Below are 25,224 nucleotides of genomic sequence, written 5' to 3'. Positions count from 1 at the left end.
AGGTTGATCCAATGTCTATTCTAAGCGGTGCACTTCTTTAGTTATTTTGTTCAAGATATTGATAAACGGCCATCATTTCTTGTTTATTCAACTCACGAATACGATTGAAGATTGGAATATCTGCTACCGCTGCAATATTTGAGCTTTCCGTCACGACATCACTTACCGTACCTGTTAGCCAGGTCTGCACATCAATGCCTTCAACGGTTTCCTTCCGGCCTTCATCATTAATGCCACTGGCATAACAACGAACACATGGAATGGTTAACTTATAAACTCCATCATGCAGTCCATCTTCTGATATGACTTTCTTTCCTTTGCAAAATGGACAGGGTTGACTAGCCTTTATCTTATTAATCAAAGTGACCAGTTTTTTGTACCCAAACGCTTCATAGACATAGGTCAGTTTCTTGTATTTTCCATTCGTGAAATACTTATCGATGATGTTTTCTCTAGTTTCGTTGATATTGTCAAAATCACAGATTGTAATCCGATTATTAACGCTGATGGATTCAATACTGCCGCTAATATTGCCCCAGAATGGCAAAGCATTTTGTAACACCATTTCATAGTGCGCAAAGCTCGCCAGCTCTAGTTCAAGCATTTTTAGAGCGACTTGTGTTTCCCTTGGCAATAGAGAGACATCCTCTGTCAGAACCATTTCACCGCCAACAATGGCTTTCATTTTTTCAAGCACCTGTAATTCGCCAACGGTTTTAATCACTTGATCCAGAGGCATCCCGATAATCTCACGGATATCTGTGTCGCCAAACTTGAGCTTCTTATGATGATTCATTACGGTTCCTTTACAAATTGGACAAGTGATCATTATTTTCGACTGCTTAATATGCTCTTTAATGATCGCCTTCGAGATCACCATGTAGTTCCCAATGATGTAATTAAAACCTTCCCAAGTTCTTGTTGCCTTGCTGGCTTTATCATAAAATGACTTTTCCCAATACCCATACCAAAACGTATGCTTCTCTGCATCCGTCATCTCATTATAGCTCTTGCTGAGATCTTGTCCGAGTTCATTCTTAATCTCTTCAAAGATGAATTTGATTTTGGGAAATTGATAGAATTTTAGAATATCCATTGCATCTGGATGCAACAAGCCCTCCCAGAATGGTACATTTTTGTCTTGAAGCACCACATCAAAATCAAATTTTTCAATGACTCGTCGTCCCTTACAGCACGGACAATGATTATCTTGATAGTAGAAATCGAAGCTGCTCGTATCTTTATTCGTTGGATGCGCCGTTACAATATGGTTAATCAGGCCACCAATTTCATAAAGAAAAGTATATTGACTATATAAATGTCTTTCCAGATCAATGGCAATGACCGGTGCAATCGTATCTGATTCGTATTCACCATATATCAAACGTGCCATGGAGGATAAGCTTTTTAGGATACCACCTTTATAGATGTTTTCTGCATTTTTGAAATAGGCAATCTGATCTTCTTTTAAATAGTTGACGCCATTTTGTTGCCGCAGTGTGGAAGAAATTTGTAATGGTGCGACATGATCTTCGCTGTTAAGTTGACGATAATACGCTTTATGGCTGACAACATCGAGATGCTCCACAGGTTCGAGCTGTCTTTTGCCAAAATCAACGATAAAGTCAGAGTTTTCTAACATATATGAGTTATGTTCAATCATCATAATAGAGACGGATTCATCCTGAAGAATGACCCTGATGCTGTCAATAAATTGATTTAGAATATTTTGTGATAACCCTTTGGAAGGCTCGTCAAAAATAAAAAGCGTATTTGGGTTTCTAGAACCCGCAAATAGCTCGGAAACTAAATGGACACATTGAAATTCACCGGTTGATAAAGACTGTGTTTTTCTCTCCAACGTCAAATAACCAAGTCCTAGCTTGATCAATAAGCTTAAGCGTTTATGTGCAATATCTTCATTTGGGAGTTCATCAATAATATCTTCTATGGAGCGCTGGAAAATATCATCAATCTCTTCACTATATTTGGTGAGCTTTCTTTTAATATCTAGAAAAGTCGCTACCGTCGACCGACTGGTTATCGATTGGTTCCGATCTTGCCCTACAATCACCAGTTTATCTTTGGGATAGCGCTTCTGGAAATCTTTGGACATACATTCATTAACGAGTGTGGATTTACCGCAACCAGATTCACCTGTGAAAGTTACAACTCTATTGCGGGGGATCTGAATTTCGGCCATTTGAATATTACGGCAATAAAGATCATGAAATTGATAGTATTCTGTTGGTGCAACCTGATTAATATCTCCATTGATCGGGCTTGGACGTGGCGATTCTTCAACAATTTTTCCACCGTATTTACCACTACCTGGTCCAAAGAACACTTGCTCGTCCGTAATATCTAATACCGTGTCAGAATGATCAATGAGCCAAATTTGATTTTTAAATCCTAGCTGTTTAATCTGTTCTAATATTTTCAAAAGGGTTTGATGATCCAGACCCACAGAGATTTCATCAATAATAATTACTGTATTTTCACTGGTTGCCATGAATTCTGCCAAGTAAAGTCGTGTTAACTCTCCTCCTGACAATGTGCCCATAATGCGATTTAAGGTTAAATAACCAATATTCATATGGATTATGTTCTTTAGAATGTTTTGTTTACCTTCACTAATATTCAGCACTTCTGCCAAAGAAAAAATAGTTTCAATACTCAAGTCATTGATATCGGAAATACTCATGTCTTGATTCAATACCTTTATTTTATATTGTTCAGTTTCGTGATTATAGCGGTTACCCTTACACTTTTTACATTCGATATTTTTAGTGGTGCCGCGACCTTTACAATCCGGACACCAGCCTAATTCATTATTAAATGAAAATACCTCAGGAGATAGGTTGAATTGTTCAGCAAGCGTAACGCGAATCTCTGTAAACACACCCGTATGAGTACCAATGGTTGATCGAGGATTGGAAGAAATCGATGATCTCCCTAGAAAAAGTACAAGTGGCATTTCTTCCATCTGGATCGCACTAAAATTAGTTTCCATAATGTTAGGAAATAAATACTGATATTCTGCCTTTGGCAATAAAGAAACGAGACGCTTCTTGGATTCTTCGCCGATGGTTTGACAAAAGGTTGTTTTACCAGAACCAGACAAACCTGCAATCCCTAGGGATTGCTCTACGGGTAGTACTGCATCTAACTTATTAATATTGTTCGCAATTAATCGGTTTATTCTCATAGTGATTTCATCTCATCTCCATTCTCATCAAATAGTATTGCCATGATTTATTCCATTAAAAAGGGCACTTTCCGTATTTCAGAAAAGCGCCCTATTCTTGAACCAAGCCAATGATTTTGAATCATTGGCGATTTATTTTACAATTCTGCTAATACCTTTTCAAGCTGGCTGCCCATATTCGTCCAGGCATATTTAGCCCCTTCGATCGCACCTTGACGTGCTTTGGTTTCTTCACTAAATCCAGATTGACCAAGATGAAGATGAACCTTACCGTCAGACTCTTTGCTCAAAGTCCAAGTAACCGTAGTGCCTTCTCCGGCACTATGCCAAGTATAAGATAATGTATGTGGCTCTTCTACTACGAGAACCTCGCAATTTACAATGCCATCCCACCATTCATTAGGCTCTGCACGAAATTGGAATTTATGTCCTACGACTGGTTTAAAGTCATTGCTCCAAATCCATTTCGCAAGTGTATCTGAATCCGTTAAAGCGTTCCATACCTTCTCGATTGAACTTGTAAATTGAAAATCTAAGGATACATCTGGTTTCATAGTTCTTCCTCCAATAAAAGTTTTAGTTTATCAATTCTTTCTTTCCAGAAACCTTCATAAAAAGATACCCAATCTCGAATTTCTTTCAATGGATTGGCATTCAACCTATATCTCGTTTCTCTACCAACCTTTCGAGCCATTACAAGATCAGCATCTTTAAGAATAGACAAGTGCTTAGAAACAGCAGTACGACCCATTTTAAAATGAACCGTAATTTCATGTAGGGGTAATTCATCAACATCAGCCAATATTTGAAGTAGTTTTCGCCTAGTTGGATCTGCAACAGCTTCATAAACATCCCTCACTTGACTATTATCGTTCAAAACCACCCCCACCTTTTCCGTAATATTACCTGTAGTGTCACCGATTATACTCATCGATGCCCAATTGGACACCATTCAGTGTCTAATTGATTATAGGACACCATTTGGTGTCGTGTCAACATCCTTGAAATTTAATTATCTGTTCTTTTAAATATTGAAATATGGAATAGGAGGACTACACGCCTTCCTATTCCAGATTAATTGAGTTCTGGTAATTCTTCAGCTCCAAATTTCTCTACTCAGTAAAGCGGCAACACTTCTTGTTCAAGCCCTGAAAAGAGCTCACCGGATTGATCAAAGAAGTTGTCCGACAATTGATAATAGGCATCTCCCATAGATACGACTTTTAATTCGGGAATGATATACATAGCCATATGGGTTCCATCCTTCAGGTTGAACTGAAGTTGATACGATTTCCCTTGAGACTGGGCCCCTGCAATAGCCTCATATTCCTTATTGCTTAAACTAGCTGTTGTCGAGGTGTATAGCCCATCTATGATAGATTCAACAGCAACATGATCCGTCATTTTTTTCAACTCTTCATTGCCCACATGGTTAAGAACATGGATGTCTTTCACATGCTTTTTCAGGTTAGACATATCCAGATATTCCTTTGCGGTCATCTTAGCATCGTTTACCTTCGCTACGACTTCAGCCAGATAAAATTGTTCTTCATACTTGACCGCTATGCGGAAATGGGATGGATACGTCGGAATTTCATATAGCTTTCCGCCAACAGCGAACGTAGAGGAATAATCCTTATCTAGATCCTTATCTCCATCGTCCTTTCCGATCTCTTGGTTCATATCATACTCTAAGGTTCCAAGTGATTTCTCAGGCTTCATTCCTGTGAACTTAAACTGAGCACCATCACTTACGAATGCATAACGATATCCGTTGTAATTTAATATTTTCCGAACACCGTTGGGAGCTGATACTGGTGTTTGCTGCGATATTTGTGGTGAATTAGTCATTGATGTCTTCAGAGGAGAGCTGTAAATGGAAATTCCTAATATTAGAGCAGCGCAAGCAGCCATAGTTCCCCATTTCGCAAATGTTTTCTTATGAGTGCGTCTAGCTGTGTTAGCCTTTTCTACCAGATTTTCGTCTACATAACCAATCGTCTTAAATAGATCTTTATTATTCATAGGATATAGCCCTCTTTCATAAGGTATATTTGGAGTTTTTTTCGTGTTCTGAAAAGAACTGATTTGGTCTTACTTTCACTTATTGCAAATCGCACTGAGATTTCAGCCAAAGAATCGGAGTACCAGTAACGTCTCAGAAAAATATTTCGATGATCTTCGTTTATCTTCAGCAGGAAATTGCTTATGGATTCAGCCATCTGTTCTTCCTCGTATTGACTCTCAACATTGTCTGGCGAGAATAAACAATCATTTAATTCATCAAGAATCGTATCGAATTTTTTATTCCGCTTTTTGGCCATATAATAATCGTATTTATTTAACGCGATATTTCGTGTGATCCTCCCCAGAAAAGATGATAGCTTTGCAGGTGATTTCGGCGGTATCGCTTCCCACGCCCCTAAAAAAGTATCGTTCACGCATTCTTCCGAATCTTCAATATTAGATAAAATGTTATGAGCGATCTTAATACAATAGTTCCTATATTTTCGGGAGGTTTCTTCTATTGCTGATTCCTTGCGCGCAAAGTACAATTGTATGATTTCACTATCTTCCACTCCATCACTTCCGTTCAGTTTATTAAGGCCTCACTTATAAAGTAAGGAAAGAAGGGTTTAGGTTGCAAAAAAGTTTATTTTCTTAAGTAATCAAAGCAAGAAAACATTTTGGGTCTTCATAAGCTTCGACATTCCATGCTAAAAATATGACGCGTGAAAAAAAGCCGGTTTACCCTTTAATAGGCAACACCGGCTAATCTATTAAATTTTCCCTTTTTTATTTATAGTTGTTTTACAAACCAGGGCTTAATCAATGGTAACACCACGGCTGGCTGCATAGCTTTGGTATGATCCATTTGGGTTCCCCTTAGAATTTCAACATCCCAGCCTAAATCAGTCAATTGTTCTTTATTCTTTTTTAATATCCCGCCGATGTCCACAGTAACATTCCCAAAATTCTCACCATATACGATAGTATCATTTTCTCCTGCAAAAGCTAATTTTGGGAGACTCAGCAAATGGTGAATACTACGATCATCAAAAGCGGTAAGGCTCTCGTATAAGGCAACAAATTGAGCTGTTACACGGGTATCCATTGATACTTTGATGTTGTCCCAGTCTATCTCATCAAGATTCTCTGTTTCGATAGAGCTTTTTTCAGCTGCCTCATTTTGATTATTCAAAGCTTGGGTATGTGTTTTCTGAGTTACAATCAGCATCTCTTGATAGGGACCCTTATAAGGCGGAAAACCTCCCATGACCAAGCTTTCCAGACGATTTGTTCTGATACCCAATTGTAGACCAATTAAAGCTAACCATGAATATCCGTAGTAGCTAAAGCTCTTAACGTTCATTTCATCAGCAATGAGGAGCAGATCCTTCACAATATGGTCTACAGTTAAGTTGTCCACTGGATGTTGAAAGAGATGACCTTCATAATCAAAGTAAAGCACTTGAAAGGTATCCGAAAGACCTTCAACAAAATGTTTACCTATTTCAGGATCTACGCCCCAAAGCTTTAGATTTTCTGCTTCCTGATTGTACACGGATTTTTTAGCGATAGGTAACATGATGGTTGGACGATCTGATCCTCCTGTTAATCCTACTTCTATTGCTGAATGGTTGTTTAATCGTATGATTTTTTTCAAACAATCCTCTCCTTAGTGTTTTATAGAAATATCATATAACATTCATGCAATCTTTCGGTTTATCCCATTCTAAACCTTGATATATGTCGTTAAATTAGATTTAATATTGTTGTAGCACTTGAAGGTTTAACTTTAATGTTTTGGGGGCGATGGCCATTATGGGAGATATTTATACACCAACAATGATAGCTAAGAAATTAAATGTAAGTACCACTACTTTAAGAAGATATGAAGATCAAGGCTTAATTCCCGAAGTCCCGAGGACTGCTAGCAATCGTCGATGTTATACAGACATTCATATTCAAGCTTTTATTACGATTCGGACACTTTTACAAGGATATGAGATTCCAGTTGTGTACGATGTGATGAGAAAGATTAAAGCCCGGCAAATGGAGTATGTACTTTGGTCAATCAATCAGGAACAGTATAATACACAAACGGAAAAACATAGGTTAGAGGATGTATTAAGCATGTTCCGAAACGCAGATATATCAAAATACAATGATTTAGAGGAAATAAACGCAATGACAATTGGTGAAGTTGCACAAATAGCAGGCGTTAAGCCATCAGCCATTCGACATTGGGAACAAGAAGGACTAGTTACCTCGAATAGAAACAAAGACAACGGCTATAGAGTTTATACGCTAACGGAATTAAGAAAGATTATCCTCATCAGCAGTTTAAGGAAGACCGTGTATTATATCGAGAATATGAAACAACTCCTGAATGAAATAGAGACACAAAACTACAAGAAAGTTGAATTGTCTTTCGAGCTTGCGTTACAAAAATTAAATAGTCAATTAATGAAGCAGTTTTTAGGAATTTCTGAGCTTATGAAATATATGAAATACTATTGAGTGAGCATAGATTTTTGGAGGACCTAATCACGCTTCCTTAAAATCATTTATAAGAACGCAAAAAACTCCGTCCCTAAAAGGACGGAATTGATTCCGATAGATTAACAATCTAGATCTCTGCACGATGTGACCGTTTATCTAATGTCCATGAGCAAGGATGTTGATAAGTTTGCCAAATGGGTCGCGTACATAGAATCGCCGGACTCCCCAAGGCTCATCAACAGGTCCATATTCTATCGTGTATCCAGCATTCTTCATACGTTCAAACACCGCATCGACATCATCAACTTCAATTGATAGATCTGGAGTTGGCGTATTGGAGCCGCCCTGTGAGGCGAAGCTTATTTGAATGTTCTCCTTCCCTAGTAAGCCGTATGTTTCGATCCAACCATGATCCATCAATAAATCAAGCTCGAGGACGTCCTGGTAAAAGCTTTTTGCTGCTGAAGCATTCTGTGTTTTAATATTGGTTACAATTCGCTTTACTCTCATTCTCAGACCTCAATTCCAATGGTATACTTTTTTAATTTTATTCAATTATCCTGTCCGTGAGCGGAATATTTGATTTTTATATCCAATCTTCGAAATGATCTGTTACAAAACGTATCTCACTCTCATAGTGGGCTAAGTGACCCTCGTCAACCATTTTCTGAAAGGCAGGATTCCCTTCGGCGGCACCATTTCGTAGCGTATCACACAGTACTATCAAACGTTGTATAATCCACTGTCGCAGATTATTTGGGACGGGAATTCCATAAGCTTCAAAAAACAAATGAATTCGCCGACGTCGCTCTACGGCATGGATTTCAAATTGATATGCTTCTGTGGTTCCAGAAGTATGGTTAGGTGCGAAACTCGCAAGAGGAACAGAAGTGTAAAGGGTGTACGCAATGTCCCACATCCGCGGACCTGGACCTGCCATGTCAAAATCAATCAACGCCACAGGAGCCTCCTTTTGAAAGACAACATTATACAACGCTGCGTCATTATGACAGATCACTTCGTGTTCGGCATCATCGGCATAGCTAAGCTGCCATCTGTCCTCCATATTGGGCCGGAACACTATAGTCACATCATGGAAACGACGCATAAGATGTGCCAAACCGGCAAGCGTTTCGTCCGTCCACATATACGGTTCAAGGTTTGGATAATTATTCCCTGGAACTTCTCCGGAAATAAATGTCAATATTTCACGGCCAGAATCATCGATTCCGAGAAATTTTGGTGCTCCCTCATAGCCCTGATGTTCCAAATGTTTGAGTAGTTTATGAACATTTGGACTCCAATAACCTATAGGGCGGCGAACAGTGTCCGCCATACGGACTATATGATTTACATTACCGCCTTTTAACACTTCTTCCTTAGGCATTCGGTTCATTCCTTTTCTTTTCAGTGCATTACCTATTGCAGATTTTTGAAAACTCCCTCTCTAATAATAACAATATTTACAAGTTATTGTTTATAAAGAACAATTATAACTATACTGGCCGTTAAGATCATGCTGGTATTTGCTCATCTTAGATTAATAAATCCATTTTAGATTCTAAATTAGAATTATTTGCTATAATGTTCTCATGAAAAATAATACTATCTTAAACAAATTAGCAATCATTCTACTTTTTATCAGCATTCTCTTTGGCCTACGCTGCATTTGGTTCAACATATTTAAGGTTTCCAACAATGTACCTATGATTAGAAACGGTGTACTGGATTTACGTGGCCAGGATCTGGAGAAGGCGAACTTATTCAGGCTAGATGGTGAATGGAGCTTCTATCCTTCGCAATTTGTTTCGTCCAAGACTTCCACTATCCCAAGGCAATCCCAAGCGCTTCAAGTTCCTGGGAATTGGAGCAATGCTATCGGAACTGATCACACAACATCATATGGATATGGGACGTACCGCCTGCGTATTTTGGTAGAACCGCTTCAGCAGCCTATCTCGTTCTGGATCAAACAAATTTATTCCGCCTCCAGTGTGGAAATTAACGGCAGCCCTATTCACAATAATGGGATAATTTCTCTCGATACCAATACATATGCACCAAAAACCACCTCATTTACAGCATCATATTTTTCGGAAAATATGACAGAAATAGATGTACTTATTCAGGTAGTAAACTTTGATCACCCCTATAAAGGCGGTATTAGCGGGCCTATTTTATTTGGCTCTCAGGAAGTGGTTAACCGGACAAATTTTTATACCGTTGGATTTCAAATGCTTACTGCAATCATCCTGCTACTACATGGGCTGTATGCCTGTATTCTGTATTTATTTAATCCTAAAGAACGTGCCCTGTTCCTTGTAGGGCTAATGACATTATCTGTAGCCGTCATCCTTTTGGCCCGAAATGACAATTTAGTTCTAGTATTACTGCCGATTAATTACACTTGGTCTTTAAAAATCCGTTTAATCGCCTTCTTATGGCAGAACCTTTTTATTCTGCTTGTTTTCAGGAAATTCACCTCAGGTGCCGAAGTCAACAAGTGGTTACGCGCTTACACGTGGTGTCTTTTCCTTTATACCTTATTTATATTTATCGTTCCTGCTTATTTGGTCAGTACATCGATTCACTGGGGTATCATTCAAGTGTTTCAGTATATTCCCTTTATCTGGTTGATCTATAGCTTGGGACGCTTATTGTTCAAAAGGCAAGATGATAAAGATATTGTTTTTCTACTGATATCAGGTGCGGCCATCATCTCTAATTTGTTATGGAACTTGTGGGATAGTAACGGCCACTATTCAATTGTCTACTATCCTGTGGATATTATTGCCGCCATCGTAGGCTTCTCAGCTTATTGGTTTAAAAAGTATTTTCAGAATGCCAAAGAGAACATGGAGTTAAATGAGCAGCTGAAAAAAGCAGATAAACTTAAGGATCAGTTTCTTGCCAATACCTCTCACGAGCTGCGAACACCAGTTCATGGAATTATGAATATCGCGCAAAATATAATAACGAAGGAAAAGGACAGGCTCAACGAGAGTAGTCGGCAAGATATGGAGTTACTGATTACCATCAGCCGCCGTATGTCCCATATGCTTGGTGATCTACTGGATGTAGTACGTCTTCAAGAGCATCGCGTTATTTTGCATCAGGAGCCTATTTTAGTTCAATCGGTGGTTCCCGGAGTCATCAATATGCTTCAATATATGATTGAAGGTAAACCGGTACGGTTATCCATGAACATACCAGAATCTATACCTCCTATTCTTGCGGATGAGAAACGACTAGTACAAGTATTATTAAATCTAGTGCACAACGCGCTCAAATACACCGAGCAAGGACTTGTTTCTGTTTCAGCTGAGGAAAAAGACGCTCATATCTTTATTTATGTAACAGATACCGGAGTAGGCATGACCGAAGAGACCATGGCGCGGGTATTCCTCCCCTATGAGCAAGGCCCTCACGGAATAAATGACGGGCGTGGAATTGGACTGGGACTTAGCATTAGCAGGCAGCTGGTAGAACTGCATGGTGGCAGCTTGAGCATCCTTTCTGAATTCGGCAAAGGTTCAACTTTCAGTTTTGCACTCCCCCTTGCTGATCCCTATAGCGAACAGATAGTAAGAGAGGCTGCACCTATAACAACGTATACACCAGATGAGATTTATAAGCAGATGGCTAAATGGGGGATTTCCGAACAAACTAATCAACATACTGACAAAATCCCGCCACTCTTTACAGACGCCAAGGTGAATCTCTTGGTGGTAGATGACGACCCTGTTAATCTGAATGTGCTAAAGGGCATTCTTGAAAACGAACCTTATCTCATTACGACGGTGAACTCAGCGCAAGAAGCACTGGATTGGCTAGATAAAAAGCGTTGGGATTTACTGATTAGTGATGTAATGATGCCGCATATGTCAGGATATGAATTAACGCAAAAGGTTCGCGCGCGTTATTCGTTATATGAGCTCCCAGTAATATTGCTGACTGCCCGCAGTCAACCTGAGGATATCTACACAGGATTCTACTCCGGCGCAAATGATTATGTTACCAAACCTGTGGATGCAGTTGAACTCAAATATCGCATTCGAGCCTTAACAGCGATGAAAATTTCTTTTAATGAACGGGTGCGTATTGAAGCGGCTTATCTACAGGCACAGATTCAACCCCATTTCTTGTTCAATACATTGAACTCTATTGCGGCACTCAGTGATATGGATACTAAAAAGATGCAAGAGCTCATTACTGCATTTACTTCCTTTTTGCGAATCAGCTTTGACTTTTTAAATATCGGAGAACTCGTGAACCTTTCTCATGAACTAGAGCTGGTAGAATCTTATTTGTATATTGAACAAACACGATTCGCAGAACGAATTTCTGTTGTTTGGGAGGTGGATCCAGACATTAATATCCTGTTACCCCCTCTATCCATCCAGCCCTTGGTAGAAAATGCTATTAAGCATGGTCTGCTCAAGCGTCAGCAGGGTGGTACCGTTTATATTCGGGCCACACGTCTGAACAATGCTATAAAGATCGAAGTGGAGGATAATGGGTTAGGTATGGATCATAGAACGCTTGCGTTGTTGCTGGAACCGACCATGAAAGCTAAAAGCGGCATCGGACTGGCTAACACCCATCGAAGACTGATGCAATTGTATGGTCAGGGTCTTTTTATTCAAAGTAAACAAGGTGAAGGTACTTTGGTATCCTTTGTTATACCGGAGGACAGTGAATAATATATCAAAAAAAGCCATTCCATAAGGCGTGGCTTTTTTTGTATCGATACTACATTTAGAAAATAGTAGGTACCATGCCCCCATCCATCCGGATCGGAGAGCCTTTAAATGCAGAGGCATAGGGACTGCTCATAAATGCTGCTAGTCTACCTATTTCATTAGGTTTAATAAATCGCTGTATTTCAGATTGCGGTAAGTTTGCAGCCATGAATTTTTTCTCTTTTTCTGAAAAAGTCAACGCTTCATCTGAATACATTCCATCAATGATTTGGTGCACATTTTCAGAGAGTGTTGGTCCTGGCATGATAGTATTGACGGTAACTTCTGTTCCGATTGTTAATTTAGATAAGCTTTTTGCCAACGATAATAGCATTGATTTTGTCATTGCATACTGTGGCATTTGAGCTGACGGCATTATTGCTTCTTCACTAGCGATGAAGATCACGCGTCCAAAATTGTTTTCTAACATTTTTGGCATATAAAATTTCGTTAATCCATTTGCAGCAAGAACATTCGTACGGATGTATTTTTCAAATATTTCATCATCAACGTCGTCATAGCTCATCAGTTCATAAATCCCCATATTATTAACTAAAATATCGATATGGGGGTATTTTTCAAGTAAAGCTTCTCTCTGTCCCATATCTACAATATCGGCAGCAGCATTCTGAGGAGAAGTTTCCGGAAATTTTGCTTTAATTTCATTTACTGTTTGTTCTACCTTTTCATAATTCCGTCCATTTATTAGTACATTAACGCCTTCGTTGGCAAGTTCAAAGGCGATAGCTTTACCAATACCTTTTGTTGATCCTGTAATTAAAGCTATCTTATTGTTTAATCCCATATCCATATTTCATTTCTCCTTTTATCATGGCGAGTTAATTAGCAGTTTCCCAAGCGCTGTACTGTGTACCGGCTAGTAATTATACTATCTTACCGGGATTATTCAGTAACTAGCGTCTTGCGCCAAACTTCTTGTTTAACACGCCAATTTGAAGGAGTATCTCCTTCCCAAAGTCGGAAGGCACGGTAGAACGAGTTCTGATCTTCATATCCGATCAAGAAAGCCACCTCTTTAACATCGAGGGAAGGATCTGCTAAATACGCTCGCGCCTGCTCATGTCTAGCTTGTGCCAGCAAATGCTTGAAGCTCGTATTTTCTTCAGTAAGCCTCCGTTGTAAGGTACGAGCACTCATCCTTAGCTCATTTGCAACGGTTTGAATCTCGGGTTTCCCTCCGCTAAGACTGCGTTTCATAATCCATTTGACCCTTTCCGTAATGGAGTGACTGCCCTGTTGTTCAGCAAGTGTCTGATCCAAAACGGGAGTCAGAATCTCTAGCAACTCTTCGTTATACGAGATAAAGGGCAGATCCAAATCACTTCGGCATAGTGTTAAACGGTTAGTCTCAGCACCGATCTGAATTCGACAGCCGAAATAAGCTTCAAGAACCTGTAAATCCCCTATGGGTTGTGAAAATTCTACAAACTGTGCTGTCATAGGTATACCTGTTCCCCGCCGCCCAAGCTCCAGTAAAAACGCCAGGGTAAGGCCAAGCAGCAGCGGTGGACCGGAATACTCGGGATGCTGCCAATTCAATTCGATTGTACATAGCTCTCCCTCCTCGAGAATATGCAAGCTTTCTGGAGGACACATTCGTTTATAGCGCACCATTCGGTTTAGAGCGTCACGATAATCTTTAGCATGATAAGTAGCTAAGACGGTCGGCGGATATTGTGTAGTTTCAAAAACGGTTGCTAGCTTGATGATTCCCTCAGCAGTATCTCCAACGAGATCCGAATATGCCTGCCAGATAGCGAAATATTGGGCTGTGCTGACTACTGACTCCGTGATAAGGTTCAGGGGAAGACCTGCTTTACTGGCTATATCTTGAGCGGTTATCCCTAATTGAATTAATCCAGCCCAAAATCCGGGAGGGATTTTAATGGAGTCAGAGGGATTAGTCTGCATCTATGTGGACCTCCTTAATTGCATGAAGAAAGGGCTAGTTAGAATCCAAGCAAGCACGGGCAAGCAACTCAAACGAATGCAGCCGTTTCTCATAGTCTGGAATCATAGTAACGATAATGAATTCTTCAACTCCATACAAGTGAGATAACTGTTCCAGCTTTTTTTTAATGCTTTTGGGTGTGCCTATCAGCAGTTTGCGTTCCAAAAGTTTGGATTTTTCTTCGGCTGAGCCTTCTTGTTGAAATAATGTCATACTGGAAGAGGCTAGCTGCATTGCTTCTTCCTCTGTCTCGGCGCAAATGACGCCAACTGCTACGATGGCCCGAGGCATAGCATTAACTGAAGAAGGCGCAAAGGCTTCTCGATAAGCTTGCAAAATTTCTTCCCCGGCTACATCGCTCATGAATTGACCAAACACATAGCCTGCACCAAACTCGGCAGCATATGCTGCACTCTTCTTGTTAGTGCCCAGCATCCACAACTCTGGCGATTCGGGTGGAGTCGGACGGGCGGTTATCTGACGTCCTTCATATGAATAGTTCCCCTGCAACAATTCGGTAACTCCCTTAAGCAGCTCTGGCATTTTCCAAACATTTTCGAGAAAATTCCCGCTCAGCGCTAAACTTACTTCAGCAGCACCACCAGGAGCCCGGCCTAATCCAAGGTCGATACGTCCAGGATATAAACTTGCCAGCAAATGAAATGATTCTACCACTTTTAACGGCTTATAGTGCGGCAGCAATAAAGCTCCCGACCCGATGCGGATATGCTGTGTTCTCGCTCCAATATGCGATAAAAACACCTCTGTGGAGGTACACGCTAAGCCCGGCATATCATGATGTTCGGCAACCCAATAACGAGTATATCCCAGTCTTTCAGCTGTTTGAGCCAGTTCCACTGCTTGTCCTAAAGCAAAGCTTGCATCCACATCATCAAATACAGGCACAAGGTCCAATACACTAAGCTTAATGGCTGTCATGGTCATAGCTACGTCCTACTCGAGGGTTTCGGTAAAATTCAATCATATCAATAAAAGTAACCATGTAATGGCCAGCAACCGCTGCCAGATTATACATTCGTCCATGGCCGTCTTCTTTGGACGCGAACACAACATCGTGCCGCAGCTTATCCATAATCACTTTGCCGATGAACTGGTGCTCGTATTCCGCATATTTCTTTTTAAACGCTTCGTTAAATTCCAGCAGGTCCTGGTAAGAACGCTCAAGCATTGCATTTACCAAGGTCAGTTCATTGTCCTCTTTGTGTACCGCTACGTAATAATTCCCACGTTCATCCTTGATCAAATCCTTATACAACTCAATGTTCAAAGTTTATTTCTCCTCTCTGATTCCTAAGGGATAACTACTGCTTTAGAACCTATCCTTACATACTTGATGTCAGCACTGTTGGCTGTGTAGTAATTTGTACGTTTCCTGCTACAGCTCTGGAGATCATGCAAGAGCCTTCCGCTTTATGGGCAATATGGATAGCTTTATCGATATCGACTTGTGACGCGTCTTTAGAAAGTGTGATTACAGGTGAATGTTTGATGGCTTCATATGTAAAAATATTATTTGTTACATCCACCGTCGCCTCTGATGTTAAGGTCAGATTTGAAGTTATAAGCTCGGATCGCTCCAGCATGGCTGCAAGTGTAATGAGATAGCAGGTTGCTGCTGCACCCAGAAGCATCTCATCTGGATTCGTTCCAATTCCGGGCCCGCCCATTTCCTTCGGAATGGAAATTTGTGTCTTGAGCTGTCCGGCTTCAATCGTTCCATCACTATTACGTCCGCCGTTCCATACGGCATTTAATATAAATGGGTGTTTCATTTCTAGATGCCCTCCCTATCTTGAAATTGCATGACATATTTTTAATCGAATACTTTACATGCTAACATAGAAGAATGCGGGGAACAAACAGGCTCTGGCCTGCTGTTCGTGAGATTTATCTATTAATCAAATTTCAGGAGGCCTGATATCAAACATCTTCAGCGTTGTATTGAACTTACCCGAATTGTACTTGACGAGGGTAAGGATTCGACAAGATCAAGAAAGCAACATCTAAACTTTGTGGGGTATAAACTATAGTTGCTATATATACAGAGCCTTAAAGTTCTTATACCATTAGCATTGTAAGCGATTAACTTTATAGGAGGAAATGACTTGACAAAGCCTGCGCAACCCAATGTGCCTCTCGTAACTCATATTTATACTGCGGATCCTTCCGCTCATGTATTTGAAGGTAAAATTTATATTTATCCCTCTCATGACCTGGATCACGATATGATCTCTAATGACAACGGTGACCAATATAATATGGAGGATTACCATGTTCTATCTATTGATGGAGAGGGCTCCCCTTGTATCGACCACGGTGAAGTGCTTCATGTGAAGGATGTCCCATGGGCCAAGCAGCAAATGTGGGCTCCGGATGCAGCATACAAAAACAATACCTACTATTTGTTTTTCCCAGCCAGAGACCATGACGATATTTTCCGAATCGGGGTTGCTACCTCAGCTTCACCTTCCGGACCGTTTACACCTGAACCAAACTATATTCCCGGCAGTTATAGCATTGATCCTACTGTTTTCGTTGATGATGATGGCAAATCATATATTTATTTTGGTGGTCTTTGGGGCGGTCAACTTGAAAAATGGCAAACTGGCTCATTTGTTGCGGATGCCGAAGGCCCGGCTGAGACGGCGCCAGCACTTGGACCTATCGTGGCGGAGCTGAGCGAGGACATGATGAGCTTTGAAGGTGAACCTAGAGAAATATCCATCATCGATTCGAACGGAAATCCGATTCTTGCTGGAGATGAAGAGAGAAGATATTTTGAAGGTCCATGGGTACATAAATATAACGGATATTATTATCTTTCTTATTCCACGGGAACTACCCATAATATTGTATACGCTATCAGTAAAGATCCGTTTGGGCCTTATGTATATCAAGGAATAATACTTTCACCCGTCCTGGGCTGGACAACACACCATTCTATTGTTCAGTTTAAAGAGAAATGGTATCTATTTTATCATGACAGTTCTTTGTCTGGTGGAGCTGACAATAAGCGTTCTGTAAAATATACGGAGCTGAAATACAACGATGACGGCACTATTCAAACTATCCATCCTTAGTTTTTTAATGAAATAGGCGGCATGCTGTAGTTCACTGGAGGGGATTCTGATGTCAATAACACAACAAGGTGCTTTTTATACGGGGGAATATCGAAATTTATTTAAGGAGCTTGGCTTCTCTGAAGATGAAATCAACGCTAAAATTGATATAACTTGGAATGATTTATTTTATGGAGATCCGAACGTACGAATCTACTATCCGCAGGACGAGAATAAAAGCTATATTCTGGATACAGGTAATCTAGACGTACGGTCAGAAGGAATGTCGTACGGGATGATGATGGCCGTTCAAATGAATAAAAAAGATGAGTTTGATCGTTTATGGAACTTCTCAAAGACGTTTATGCAGCACAAAGAAGGTCGTTATGCCAATTACTTTGCTTGGCACTGCAAGCCTGACGGTACAAGGATCTCTCATGGACCTGCACCGGACGGGGAAGAGTTTTTCGCCATGGCCCTGTTTTTTGCCTCAAAACGTTGGGGGAACGGTCTGGAACCATATAATTATTCTGAGCAGGCCCGAACGATATTGCGTGCTTGTGTACATAAAACTGAAATAGGCGCTGGTGACTCAATGTGGGATGCGGAAACGAAATTGATTAAATTCGTACCGGAAGCCACCTTCAGTGATCCATCTTACCATCTCCCCCATTTCTATGATTTGTTCGCATTGTGGGCGGATGAAGATGACCATATGTTTTGGCGAGAAGCGGCGGAAGCCAGCCGCACATATCTACACACTACATGCCATCCTATAACTGGCCTTGCTCCCGAATATGCTAATTTTAACGGAACCCCGGCAGAACCCCAGCCGCATGGTGATTTCAGCCATTTTTTCAGTGATGCCTACAGGGTAGCGGCTAATATCGGTTTAGACTGGGCTTGGTTCCAAAAAGACAGCTGGCAGGTCGATCAATGTAACCGGATTCAAGCTTTTTTTAGGAATATCGAAGTTTCCGATTACCGGCGGTATACCATTGAGGGACAGCCCTTCGACGAACTGGCGCTGCATCCGGTAGGTCTTTTGGCGACCAACGCCATGGCTTCCCTTGCTTCTAATGCCCCGGAGGCAGAGCATTTTGTCCGTTTGTTTTGGAATACGCCTTTGCGCACCGGACAACGTCGTTATTATGATAACTGTCTGTACTTCTTTAGTTTACTGGCCCTTAGTGGAAATTATCGCATTTATTGAAAGAATGATAAGTTGATTTTCACGTAAAAAAAGAACCTTTTGATAAGGTTCTTTTTTTTACTATTTTAAGATACATAGAGCTTTATTATTATTTAATAACTACATATTCCAAGTTAACAAGTTTTGCGTAAGCAATAATTTGGTCTGTTGTAAGAGTTAATGATACAACGGTGTGATGACCGCCACCATTTTCGATCCATGCTTTAACCCCGTCTTGGAAGTTTGGTTTAACATTCCAAAGGACACGAGCTACTGGAAGGTTTGGAGCTGGAACAGTTGGTTCAAAAGCAGTAACTTCATTGATCAAAAGTTTGTAATGAGTACCGAAGTCAGCCATGGAAACTACGACACCGTCTCCTGCTTTACCATCAAATACTAAACGTGCTGGATCGTCTTTACCACCAATACCTAGCGGTGATACGATGATTTTTGGTTTGTTGCTTGCCAAAGTAGGGTCTACTTCAAGCATGTGGGATTGAAGGATCGATTCTTGTCCAACCGTCAATTCATATGTGTAATCTTCCATAAAGCCGGTGGATTGATTATGACTCATCACTTTAAGCAAACGATCAAGTGCTGCAGTCTTCCAATCGCCTTCCCCAGCAAAACCATAGCCTTGTGCCATTAGACGTTGAACAGCAAGTCCAGGAAGTTGTTTCATGCCATGCAAATCTTCGAAGTTTGACGTGAAGGCATTATAACCACCTTGGTCTAGGAAACGTTTAATAGCGATTTCATAGCTTGCTTGAACTCTTACGCTAGCTTCCCAAGCTTCTTTGCTGTTAGTACCATAATCAAACTCATACAGCTCCGCATATTCAGCGAACAAAGCGTCGATTTCTTCTTCTTTAACATCATTAATAATTTGCACTAGATCGCCAATACCAAAATAGTCCACAGTCCATCCAAATTGAATTTGGGCTTCAACCTTATCTCCTTCGGTTACGCCAACGTTACGCATGTTATCACCAAAGCGAGCGACTTTGATATTGAAGCTTTCATTATAAGCAACCGCTACGTCCATCCATTCTGCAATTTGCTTTTGGACTTCAGGACGTTCCCAGTAACCTACTACCACTTTGTTTTGTTTGTTCAACCGTGCATTTATGAAACCATATTCACGGTCACCATGTGCCGCTTGGTTTAGATTCATGAAGTCCATATCAATTGTTGCCCAAGGAATACTTTCATTATATTGCGTAGCTAGATGAAGCAAAGGCTTTTGCAGCATCTTAGTTCCGCGGATCCACATTTTTGCAGGTGAGAACGTATGCATCCAAGTGATGACACCGGCAACTTCGTCACGGTAGTTAACTTCTTTCATGATGTTGGTGATTTTATCTGCGCTGATAGCCAAATCCTGTAATACTAGTGGGTAAGGCAAAACTCCGCTTTTATTCAAAGCATCTGTCATCGTTTGTGCGTGTGCTTTAACTTCAGCCAATGCTTCTTCCCCATAAAGATGTTGCGAACCTACGACAAACCAAAATTCTTTTGCTACCGCTGTTGACATATTCATCCTCTTTTCGTCATTTTGTAGTTTTATTATTTTTGTCCGTAATAAGCGCCTTTTCCATGTTTGCGCAAGTAATGTTTATCTAGAATACGTTGTGGCAATTCCTCTGCAAAATGGTTCAGTTCTCTTGCATATAAATTCATTTTGGATACTTCATCCAAAACTACGCTGTTCATTACCGCCGATTTCGCATTTTTTCCCCACGTAAAGGGTCCGTGGCCTTTTAACAAAACACCAGGAACCGCCATAATATCTATCCCGCGTTGTTCAAAAGTCTCGATGATGACATTACCCGTTTCCGCTTCGTAACCACGATCGACTTCTTCTTGCGTCAAGAAACGCGCACAAGGAATGGAACCATAGAAGGTATCTGCATGCGTCGTTCCCATGACAGGAACATCTAGTCCTGCTTGAGCCCAGATGGTCGCCCAAGTAGAATGCGTGTGCACGATTCCGCCGATTTCAGAGTAATGCTTATAAAGCACTGCGTGAGTAGGTGTATCAGATGAAGGCCTCATATCCCCTTCAACCACATTCCCATCGAGATCAACAACAACAATGTCGCTGGCTTTCATTGTTTCATAGTCTACACCACTAGGTTTGATTACGAATAATCCACTTTCACGATCAATCGCACTTACATTTCCCCATGTATACTTAATAAGTCCTTGTTTCGGCAATTCCAGATTGGCTTGAAAAACCTCTTCTTTAAGTTGTTCTAACATCTTGCCACCTCCATTTTCACACTAAATTGTCAACAGCGGACTGCTCGATCGCCAGACCCTTTTTATAACGTTCGATAAAGGTTTCAAATCCTTTAATGTCGGTTTCCTCTGGATGAATTTCTTCACCCTTAACATCTTTGAACACTTTTTGATCGAGGAAGTCTTCTAAACTTTCTTCCTGATTGTTATTCATCATGTAAGCGGCAAGAATAGCCATTCCCCATGCACCGCCTTCACCGGCTGTCGACATTACGGATACAGGAACATTCATTGAAGCTGCCATTATTTTTTGACCCACTACCGGAGTCTTAAATAAGCCGCCGTGGCCTAAAATACTATCAATGGCTACATTCTCTTCCTTCGTCAAAATGTCCATTCCAATTTTCAAAGCACCAAAGGCGCTGAATAGATGCGTACGCATAAAGTTGGACAGATTGAATTTGCTCTCCGGCGAGCGGACAAATAGCGGACGACCTTGTTCTAACCCAGTAATATTCTCTCCTGAGAGATAACCATAGCTTAGTAAGCCTCCGGCATCAGGATCTGCATCCAAAGCTTTATTTAAAAGCACGTTGTACAATTTATTTGCATCCACTTTGTGTCCCATGGCTTCATAGAACTCGCGGAATAACCCGAGCCAGGCGTTGAGGTCACTTGAACAGTTATTCGCATGAACCATGCCCACTGGACTTCCGTTCGGAGTAGTAACCATATCGATTTCCGGATAAACTTTGGAAAGTTCTTTTTCTAACACAATCATGGCAAAAACAGAGGTTCCTACAGAAACATTTCCGGTGCGTTTTCTTACGCTATTCGTTGCCACCATCCCGGTTCCGGCATCTCCTTCTGGAGGACTGAGCGGAATGCCTGCCTGTAAATGTAACAATGGATCTAGAATTTTAGCTCCCGCTTCGGTTAATACACCTGCTTGCTCCCCTGCAACATACACCTTAGGAAACAGATCACTGGTCTTCCACGGATAACCTTTGCTTGCAACAAGCTCATCGAACTGCTGTATCATCGATTCATTATAATTTCGTGTGGATTCATCAATAGGGAACATGCCCGAAGCATCCCCAACACCAAGTGCTTTATTTCCAGTCAATAGCCAATGAATATATCCTGATAATGTCGTAACAAAACGGATCTGTGGCACATGTTCTTCTTTATTCAAAATCGCCTGATAAAGATGAGCAATGCTCCAGCGTTCTGGAATATTAAACCCAAACAGATCAGTCAATGCATTGGCAGCCTTACCTGTTGTTGCATTACGCCAAGTCCGGAATGGAACAAGAAGTTCATTGTGCTCGTCGAAAGCCATGTATCCATGCATCATTGCAGAAAAACCGATTGAGCCAACCGTTTGAAGGGTGATTCCGTAGTTTTGTGCAACTTCTTCCTTCATCTCGCGATATGCGTCTTGCAGACCTTTGATAATATCTTCCAAGTTGTACGTCCAAAAACCGTCCTTCAACTGATTTTCCCATTCGTAACTTCCAGAAGCGATCGTTTGAAAGCAATGATCAATAAGTACAACTTTGATGCGCGTGGACCCAAATTCAATACCAAGCGAAGTTTCTCCCTTATTAATCGCTTGTTCGATGCTTAATCGATTCGATATCACGTTTGTCACCTCTCTGAGAGCGCTTTTTTAAACGGTCAGGATAAGAATTAACTTTCTTAATTGACAGCTACAGTATAATTTTTTGTACGTACATTTGTCAATTAAATTGTTATATATACATACAAATGTGGAGATAATAATGATTTAACTGTATAAAAAAAGAGCCCCTTTCTATTTTTTTCGCAGTCATGCTATAATTTGTACATACAAATTCACCAAATACACGAATAACTTAGCGAACAAGTATGGAAAGAGGAATTACATGAAACCAAAGTATCAATTGATATTAGATGACATAAAAAGCAAAATCCTTTCGGGAGATTACAATGTTGGTGAACAAATCCCTACTGAGTCTGCTTTACAGTCCATGTATGAAGTTAGCCGGCAGACTGTTCGAAAAGCAATTTTAGAACTTTCCAATGAAGGCTTCCTGCGAAGCGAAAAAGGGTCTGGTACTTATGTTAGCAACCACTATCGTTCGAAGACCGGCGGGAGTTCCCATAAGAAGACAATCGGTGTAATCACGACCTACATTTCCGACTATATCTTTCCTTCCATTATCCGTGGGATCGAGAGTCGGCTAAATGAGGATAATTATTCTTTACTATTAGCTAGTACCAATAACGATGTTGCTCAAGAAAAAAAGGCGCTGGAAATGATGCTGTCCTACGGTGTAGATGGTTTAATTATTGAACCGACGAAAAGCAATCTATATAACCCCAATATTGCTTACTACCTCTCTTTTAAGGAACAGGATATTCCGATAGTAATGATTAATGCCTTTTATGAAGAAATAGAACTGCCGTACCTTTGTCTTGATGACGTGCAGTCCAGCTATTTGGCAACAAAAGAGTTGATAACCAAAGGCCACACCCAAATAGGACTCATTGCAAAAATGGATGATTTACAAGGAAAGTATCGGATGAAGGGGTATATTAAAGCGCTCGGAGAATCCAAATTACGATTTTATCCTGAGCAGATTTTTTCATTCAACACGGAGACAAAACAGACGTTATCTACAGACTTGAAGGATTTTCTGAATAAAAATAGAGATACGCTCACTGCTATTGTTTGTTATAACGACGAGGTTGGATTGGAAGTGGTCCATGCCTGCAGACAGCTGGAAATCACTATTCCGGAGGAATTATCGATTATTGGACAAGACAATTCTTATATTGCCAAAAACGCGAACATCAAACTAACCACCTTGACACACCCACAAGAAGCCATGGGACGAGATGCAGCAGATTGGGTCATTAAGAAACTACAAGGAAAAAAAGACCTGCCCAACAACACTTATTATCAGCCTGTGTTAATTGAAGGTGAGACTGTAGTTGAGAGATAGATTACATTTGCAACCCACCAGTCATGGCTGGCAGGTTGCTTTTTTCATTTTGTCTCTACATTAAGCAGTCCGTCTCCAACTTTCATGTGTGAAATATTTACTGGATTTCCAGATAATCAAGGTAAGCATCCCATGTTCCGTTATCAGCTGTTACGACGAGCTGGATCTCTTGATTTCCGGTTCCATGACTGACATTGTTTAGCGTATAAACGGCTGGAATGCTTCCCCCGAAGTAAAAGGTACCCTTGGTTACTCCCCCAATTTTCAAATCGACCCTCGCCATAGTGGAGTTATTCGAAGCCCCGCGTAGTGAAAAATTATGGGTACCGCTCGAGAAATTTTGTGTGTATTTCACTAAATCATTGTTGGCGTATAAAGCAACTCCGGAGAACGGTGAGCTTATATTGGCAGTATACTGACCACCTTTGGTCATGTTTTCAGCTTCAATCTTTGTGCTTGTGCCAGGACTTGGTGTAGATGATGGCGTTGGTGTTGGAGTAGGTGTCGTACCTCCGCTATCAGGTGCGACTGCCCGGCCTGTGCTCGTCGAGATCATACCAGAGCATAGACCGCGGTTCTTGAGATTCTGTGCAATCTGTGGAATCGCTTGAACCGTAGTTTGGTACTGATCGTGCATAAGGATCACGTCGCCATTTTGCATTGTACCTACAGCATTTAAAATCTGAGCGGTACTGGCTCCATTCCAGTCCTGGGAGTCAACGTTCCATAACACTTCAGTGAGACCATTTTGGGCCTCAATGGACTTTAAAGTTGCGTTAGTCTCACCATATGGCGGACGAAACAACTTCGGAGCCGTGCCCGTTATAGACTGTAGTGTCGTTTGCGTGTTTGTAACCTCTGATGACATTTGTGAGGTGGTCAGTTGGGTCAAATGCGGATGAGACCAGGAATGATTCCCAATCCACATGCCTGCTGCCTTCTGCTGGTTTACTAGGGACGGATTATTTTGGGCATTCTGTCCAAGGTTGAAGAACGTTGCACGCAAGCCGTTTTGTTGTAGTGCATTAAGTAGTGTTACAGTGTTGTTAGGGTTCGGACCATCGTCATAGGTTAATGCTACATAGCCGTTCGAACAATCGGCTGCGAGAGCCTTGTCACCAGTCATCGTCAGTGAGCCTGTAAATAAGAATACGACTAGCGACGCAATGGCCGTCCATTTTATTACGTTGGCTCTAATCATCTTTTCATCCCTCCTAGCAACTTTACCTCTTCAAATCTTTCCATTAAATAAACGCATTCTCTTTGGTCTCATTTGCTTTCCTCCTCTTGGTT

22 protein-coding genes are annotated in these 25,224 nt (G+C 40.9%); 5 read left to right on the top strand and 17 right to left on the bottom strand.

Going from position 1 to position 25,224, the window contains the following annotated elements; genetic code table 11:
- Positions 1-37 precede the first annotated feature (37 nt).
- The 6 genes from M2444_RS02760 to M2444_RS02735 all read right to left on the bottom strand — a co-directional run bounded on the left by M2444_RS02760 (position 38) and on the right by M2444_RS02735 (position 6,875).
- Positions 38-3,208 carry an ATP-binding cassette domain-containing protein gene (locus M2444_RS02760; protein ID WP_280786196.1) on the bottom strand — a complete coding sequence of 1,057 codons (3,171 nt, stop codon included), beginning with the start codon at positions 3,206-3,208 and terminating at the stop codon, positions 38-40.
- A gap of 137 nt (positions 3,209-3,345) precedes the next feature.
- Positions 3,346-3,762 carry an SRPBCC family protein gene (locus tag M2444_RS02755; protein WP_094869048.1) on the bottom strand — a complete coding sequence of 139 codons (417 nt, stop codon included), beginning with the start codon at positions 3,760-3,762 and terminating at the stop codon, positions 3,346-3,348.
- The gene (locus M2444_RS02750) at positions 3,759-4,091 is read right to left on the bottom strand and encodes an ArsR/SmtB family transcription factor (RefSeq protein ID WP_481857456.1); all 333 of its coding nucleotides are present in this window, start codon (positions 4,089-4,091) and stop codon (positions 3,759-3,761) included. The genes M2444_RS02755 and M2444_RS02750 overlap by 4 nt, the downstream gene beginning before the upstream one ends.
- A gap of 233 nt (positions 4,092-4,324) precedes the next feature.
- Positions 4,325-5,233 (bottom strand): hypothetical protein, encoded by a 909-nt coding sequence (locus tag M2444_RS02745; protein WP_280786194.1) that lies wholly within the window; start codon positions 5,231-5,233, stop codon positions 4,325-4,327.
- Positions 5,230-5,787 (bottom strand): RNA polymerase sigma factor, encoded by a 558-nt coding sequence (locus M2444_RS02740; protein WP_094874963.1) that lies wholly within the window; start codon positions 5,785-5,787, stop codon positions 5,230-5,232. Before M2444_RS02740 ends, M2444_RS02745 begins: the two co-directional genes overlap by 4 nt.
- Positions 5,788-6,008: 221 nt before the next feature.
- Complete coding sequence (locus M2444_RS02735) at positions 6,009-6,875, bottom strand: alpha/beta fold hydrolase (RefSeq protein ID WP_094868789.1); 867 nt, start codon at positions 6,873-6,875, stop codon at positions 6,009-6,011.
- A gap of 158 nt (positions 6,876-7,033) precedes the next feature.
- Here M2444_RS02735 and M2444_RS02730 point away from each other — a divergent pair, with 158 nt between their 5' ends.
- Positions 7,034-7,732, top strand: coding sequence for a MerR family DNA-binding transcriptional regulator (locus M2444_RS02730; protein WP_094868788.1), 699 nt, complete (start codon positions 7,034-7,036; stop codon positions 7,730-7,732).
- Positions 7,733-7,870: 138 nt separating this feature from the next.
- Here M2444_RS02730 and M2444_RS02725 read toward each other — a convergent pair whose 3' ends face one another.
- Entirely contained in the window at positions 7,871-8,224 is a 354-nt protein-coding gene (locus M2444_RS02725; RefSeq protein WP_094868787.1) for a VOC family protein, read from the bottom strand.
- A 76-nt stretch (positions 8,225-8,300) separates the two neighbouring features.
- Positions 8,301-9,101, bottom strand: coding sequence for a phosphotransferase (locus tag M2444_RS02720; RefSeq protein WP_094874961.1), 801 nt, complete (start codon positions 9,099-9,101; stop codon positions 8,301-8,303).
- Between the two features lie 319 nt (positions 9,102-9,420).
- Here M2444_RS02720 and M2444_RS02715 point away from each other — a divergent pair, with 319 nt between their 5' ends.
- Positions 9,421-12,417 carry a hybrid sensor histidine kinase/response regulator gene (locus M2444_RS02715; protein ID WP_280786193.1) on the top strand — a complete coding sequence of 999 codons (2,997 nt, stop codon included), beginning with the start codon at positions 9,421-9,423 and terminating at the stop codon, positions 12,415-12,417.
- A 55-nt stretch (positions 12,418-12,472) separates the two neighbouring features.
- Here the strand turns inward: M2444_RS02715 and M2444_RS02710 are convergent, their stop codons facing one another.
- The 5 genes from M2444_RS02710 to M2444_RS02690 all read right to left on the bottom strand — a co-directional run bounded on the left by M2444_RS02710 (position 12,473) and on the right by M2444_RS02690 (position 16,221).
- Positions 12,473-13,267 carry an SDR family NAD(P)-dependent oxidoreductase gene (locus M2444_RS02710; RefSeq protein WP_094868784.1) on the bottom strand — a complete coding sequence of 265 codons (795 nt, stop codon included), beginning with the start codon at positions 13,265-13,267 and terminating at the stop codon, positions 12,473-12,475.
- A gap of 92 nt (positions 13,268-13,359) precedes the next feature.
- The gene (locus M2444_RS02705) at positions 13,360-14,388 is read right to left on the bottom strand and encodes an AraC family transcriptional regulator (RefSeq protein ID WP_280786192.1); all 1,029 of its coding nucleotides are present in this window, start codon (positions 14,386-14,388) and stop codon (positions 13,360-13,362) included.
- 34 nt (positions 14,389-14,422) lie between these two features.
- Positions 14,423-15,373: an LLM class flavin-dependent oxidoreductase gene (locus tag M2444_RS02700; protein WP_179281497.1), complete on the bottom strand. Its 951-nt coding sequence runs from the start codon at positions 15,371-15,373 to the stop codon at positions 14,423-14,425.
- A complete protein-coding gene (locus tag M2444_RS02695) occupies positions 15,354-15,716 on the bottom strand; it encodes a hypothetical protein (RefSeq protein ID WP_094874957.1) in 363 nt (120 codons plus the stop codon). Before M2444_RS02695 ends, M2444_RS02700 begins: the two co-directional genes overlap by 20 nt.
- Before the next feature lie 55 nt (positions 15,717-15,771).
- Entirely contained in the window at positions 15,772-16,221 is a 450-nt protein-coding gene (locus M2444_RS02690) for an OsmC family protein (protein ID WP_280786191.1), read from the bottom strand.
- A 333-nt stretch (positions 16,222-16,554) separates the two neighbouring features.
- Between M2444_RS02690 and M2444_RS02685 the strand changes: the two genes are divergently transcribed.
- Together M2444_RS02685 and M2444_RS02680 are read left to right on the top strand one after the other, a co-directional pair.
- A complete protein-coding gene (locus M2444_RS02685) occupies positions 16,555-17,529 on the top strand; it encodes a glycoside hydrolase family 43 protein (protein WP_280786190.1) in 975 nt (324 codons plus the stop codon).
- Between the two features lie 49 nt (positions 17,530-17,578).
- The gene (locus M2444_RS02680; protein ID WP_280786189.1) at positions 17,579-18,721 is read left to right on the top strand and encodes a family 8 glycosyl hydrolase; all 1,143 of its coding nucleotides are present in this window, start codon (positions 17,579-17,581) and stop codon (positions 18,719-18,721) included.
- Between the two features lie 88 nt (positions 18,722-18,809).
- Here the strand turns inward: M2444_RS02680 and araA are convergent, their stop codons facing one another.
- The 3 genes from araA to M2444_RS02665 are packed head-to-tail and all read right to left on the bottom strand — an operon-like array spanning position 18,810 to position 22,586.
- On the bottom strand, positions 18,810-20,234 hold the full coding sequence (gene araA / locus M2444_RS02675; protein WP_280786188.1) for an L-arabinose isomerase: 1,425 nt from the start codon (positions 20,232-20,234) through the stop codon (positions 18,810-18,812).
- A gap of 32 nt (positions 20,235-20,266) precedes the next feature.
- On the bottom strand, positions 20,267-20,962 hold the full coding sequence (locus tag M2444_RS02670) for an L-ribulose-5-phosphate 4-epimerase (RefSeq protein ID WP_280786187.1): 696 nt from the start codon (positions 20,960-20,962) through the stop codon (positions 20,267-20,269).
- A 16-nt stretch (positions 20,963-20,978) separates the two neighbouring features.
- Positions 20,979-22,586 carry a xylulokinase gene (locus tag M2444_RS02665; RefSeq protein WP_280786186.1) on the bottom strand — a complete coding sequence of 536 codons (1,608 nt, stop codon included), beginning with the start codon at positions 22,584-22,586 and terminating at the stop codon, positions 20,979-20,981.
- A 262-nt stretch (positions 22,587-22,848) separates the two neighbouring features.
- Between M2444_RS02665 and M2444_RS02660 the strand changes: the two genes are divergently transcribed.
- Positions 22,849-23,931, top strand: coding sequence for a GntR family transcriptional regulator (locus M2444_RS02660; protein ID WP_094868774.1), 1,083 nt, complete (start codon positions 22,849-22,851; stop codon positions 23,929-23,931).
- Positions 23,932-24,028: 97 nt separating this feature from the next.
- Here M2444_RS02660 and M2444_RS02655 read toward each other — a convergent pair whose 3' ends face one another.
- The gene (locus tag M2444_RS02655) at positions 24,029-25,132 is read right to left on the bottom strand and encodes a polysaccharide deacetylase family protein (protein WP_280786185.1); all 1,104 of its coding nucleotides are present in this window, start codon (positions 25,130-25,132) and stop codon (positions 24,029-24,031) included.
- Between the last annotated feature and the right edge of the window lie 92 nt (positions 25,133-25,224).

This window comes from Paenibacillus sp. PastF-3, from assembly GCF_029893135.1.
Taxonomy (GTDB): domain Bacteria; phylum Bacillota; class Bacilli; order Paenibacillales; family Paenibacillaceae; genus Paenibacillus_AQ; species Paenibacillus_AQ nitricinens.
This window is presented reverse-complemented; position numbering and strand designations above follow the sequence as displayed.